This is a genomic window from Brevibacterium samyangense (assembly GCF_039529845.1).
GTDB lineage: Bacteria > Actinomycetota > Actinomycetes > Actinomycetales > Brevibacteriaceae > Brevibacterium > Brevibacterium samyangense.
The window spans coordinates 1-3,034 of record NZ_BAAANO010000048.1 but is presented as its reverse complement, the minus strand read 5'-3'; the positions used below and the strand labels follow the sequence as shown (position 1 = coordinate 3,034).

Annotated in this window: 4 protein-coding genes; 1 reads left to right on the top strand and 3 read right to left on the bottom strand. The window is 67.5% G+C overall.

Features of this window, described 5'->3' with window-relative positions; translation table 11 throughout:
* Positions 1-38 precede the first annotated feature (38 nt).
* A complete protein-coding gene (locus ABD172_RS15210) occupies positions 39-572 on the top strand; it encodes a class I SAM-dependent methyltransferase (RefSeq protein WP_344311058.1) in 534 nt (177 codons plus the stop codon).
* A 121-nt stretch (positions 573-693) separates the two neighbouring features.
* Here the strand turns inward: ABD172_RS15210 and ABD172_RS15205 are convergent, their stop codons facing one another.
* From ABD172_RS15205 to ABD172_RS15195, 3 genes are all read right to left on the bottom strand, one after another.
* Complete coding sequence (locus tag ABD172_RS15205; protein ID WP_344311056.1) at positions 694-2,208, bottom strand: multicopper oxidase family protein; 1,515 nt, start codon at positions 2,206-2,208, stop codon at positions 694-696.
* Entirely contained in the window at positions 2,205-2,471 is a 267-nt protein-coding gene (locus ABD172_RS15200; protein ID WP_344311054.1) for an SHOCT domain-containing protein, read from the bottom strand. Before ABD172_RS15200 ends, ABD172_RS15205 begins: the two co-directional genes overlap by 4 nt.
* Positions 2,472-2,673: 202 nt before the next feature.
* Entirely contained in the window at positions 2,674-2,949 is a 276-nt protein-coding gene (locus ABD172_RS15195) for a hypothetical protein (protein ID WP_344311052.1), read from the bottom strand.
* Positions 2,950-3,034: the final 85 nt, after the last annotated feature.

Here is a 3,034-nt window from a genome sequence, read left to right as displayed (position 1 = left end):
TGGTGGTGCTGCCTTTCTGGAAGGTTGGATCACTCTCTATGAAACACGGGACGATTCACGAGGTGGTGGAGATCGGGTTCGGCACCGGACACAATCTCCCCTTCTTACCGGCCGAGGTGACCCGGTTGCGAGCTGTGGAGCCCTCCCAGCGCAGCATCGCCCTCGCCCGGAAGCGGATCGCCGCCTCGGAGGTCCCCGTGAAGGTCGTCGGCCTCGACGGGCAGCATCTGCCCCTGGAGAACGACTCCGCAGACGCGGTGCTGTGCACCTGGAGTCTGTGCACCATCCCCGAACCAGAGGCGGCGGTGTGCGAGATGGCACGCGTGCTCACACCGGACGGGCAGTTGCACTTCGCCGAGCACGGTCGAGCACCGGACCACGGCGTCCGTCGATGGCAGGACCGCCTCAACGGCATTCAGCAGCGCGTCGGTGGTGGGTGCCACCTCAACCGTGACATCCCTTCGATCATCGAAGCGGCAGGAATGAAGATCACCCGGCTGGACACCCACTACGCCAAGGACATCCCGAAGCCGTACGCGTTCATGTACGAAGGCGCCGCAGCCGCCGGCTAGCCCGGCCTCTGCAAGCGGCCATCCGCAGGGCGGGATCGTTCCTCGAGCTCCGGGTCGCCCCGGCGCAGCCACCGGTCATTGGGGCCCTCCGCGGCGAGGCCGCACTGCGGGGAGCCCGGCCTCAGCGGGCTTCGACGGTGCCCATCATGCCCTGGTCCTCGTGGTCGAGGATGTGGCAGTGGTACACGGTCTTCCCCGGGAAGTCCTCGAAGGCGATGAGGACCTTCACCTCCCCGAAAGCCGGGACGTTCACGACGTCCTGCCACCTCGGTTCGGGCACGTCGCGGTCCCCATCCTGGACGACCTGCATGGGCCACACGTGCAGGTGGACGGGGTGGTCCATGGGGCTGGAGTTGACCAGGGTCCATTCCTCCACGGTCCCGGCCGCCACCAGGGTGTCGACCCGGTCGGGGTCGAACTCCTGGCCGTTGATGGTGAAGGCCATCATGGTGGTGTCCTCCTCACCGCCCATCATGGCTCCGTCGCCTCCCATGCCACCGGCCATGCCCATGGCGAAGTCCAGGGTGTGACGGGCCGTGATCGGTTCCTCGCGCAGATCGCGCAGAGCCGGTCCCTCCGGCACTGGTGCGGGCGTTTCGACAGGGTCCCCGGACACCTCGAGGGCGAGCAGCTCGATCGGATCGTCGTTGCCGGGCTCGTTGTCACCCATCATGGTCCCGCCCATCATGCCCTCGCCCATCATGGCGTCCATGCCGCCGCGGTTCACCGGTGCGGCGACCAGGGCTGAAGAGCCCTCGGCGGTGTCCACGAGGAGTTCGATGCGGTTGCCGGGGGCGATGACCGCCTCGGTGATCTCCTCGGGGACCGGCAGGCGCCCGAGGTCGCGGCTGAGCAGCCGGACCTGCTGGCCGTCCAACTGCAGCCGGAGGTACCGGGAGGGGCAGGCGTTGACGATCCGCCACCGCTCCCGCTCCCCCGGGGCGGCGGTGAGCTGCGGGCGGACCTGGCCGTTGACCAGTACGACCTCGCCTTCCCGGCCCATCATCTGCTGCATCCGGTCGGCCTCGGCCAGGTTGCCGGAGGCGTCCAGGGTCAGGTCCGAGACCACCATGACCCGCTCCCGGGTGACCGGGACCGGCTCGGGGTCCTCCACGATGATGGCCCCGTAGAGCCCGGCAGCGACCTGGTCGGCCACATGGCCGTGGCGGTGCGGGTGATACCAATAGGTACCCGGCGGATGATCGGCCGGCAAGACGAACTCGTAGTCGAAGGACTCGCCCGGGGCGATGCTCACGAACGGATTGTCGCCGTTGCCCTCCGGGGAGACGTGCAACCCGTGCACGTGCAGGTTCGTCGGGGCCTCCAGTCCGTTGGTCATCGCCACCCGGATCGTGTCCCCCGGTGCCACCCGCAGGGTCGGTCCGGGCAGGGAGCCGTTGAAGGCCTGCACGGAGGCCTCCCGGCCACCGACCTCGATCCGTGTCGGGGCGGCGGTCAGGTCCAGTTCCAGCACGCGGTCGCGGCTGGCCAGCACCTGCGGTTCGATCAGGTTTTTACCACCGGTGTAGCCGGGGCCGCCGGTGGTGGTCCACCACAGCCCGGTCCCGCCCACGACGGTGGCCCCGGCCCCGGCCGCGCCCAGTGCCAGCAGTTGCCGGCGGGTCAACGGGCTCACCGGCCGCCCTCCTCCAGGGTCCGGAGACGTTCGCGGTACTCCTCGATGCTCAGCTCGCCGCGGGCGTAGCGTTCCTCGAGGATTTCCCGCCACCGGCCGGTGCCCGTGCTCGCCCCACGGCTGTGGTCGGGCCCGCCCGTGGTCGAGGATCGGCCGGTGAAGGCCTTCACCAGCACCACCACCAGTACGATCACCCCCACGAGCATCAGCAGCCCGAAGATCCACATCAGCCCCATACCGCCCGTACCGCCGCCGTTCATCATGATCGTGCTCCTTCGTCTCTCGTTGTACATGGTCAAACTTCTCGTAGTACGTATCTCATGTCATGCGTGGTCAGGTCAGTCTTGACCGCTCGCGCCCCTGGGCGTCAACAAGGGGCAACGGCCGGGGACCGGGATGAGTCTGGACCTGGTGTCCACGGACTTCTCGGTTAGTCATCATCGGGACCTTCACAACTGTTGTTCTTCAGAGGACAACGCCACAGCAAGGCAGGGTTCGGGTGCGTGCTGCGCCAGCGGCCACCCAGGCCAGGGCAAAGAAAGCGATCACGGTGGTCCCGGAGAAGTTCAGGTCCACGGCCGCGATCGCCTCCAAGAGTCCGCCGGCGAGCTGGGTCACCTTGGCGGCCGCGGAGAGCAGGCCCATCCTGCCGATAAAGAAGGCGATGAAGACGGTGACGCCGGTAGTGTAATCGACCGTGCGCCGGGCATCATCGGTGGCCCGGTTGTAGATCCGGTTCACGGTGATTGTCAAGTCCCGGGTTTCGTAGACAGTGAACGTGTCAAGTCCCGGGTTTCGTAGACAGTGAACGTGCGTTCAGGATTTG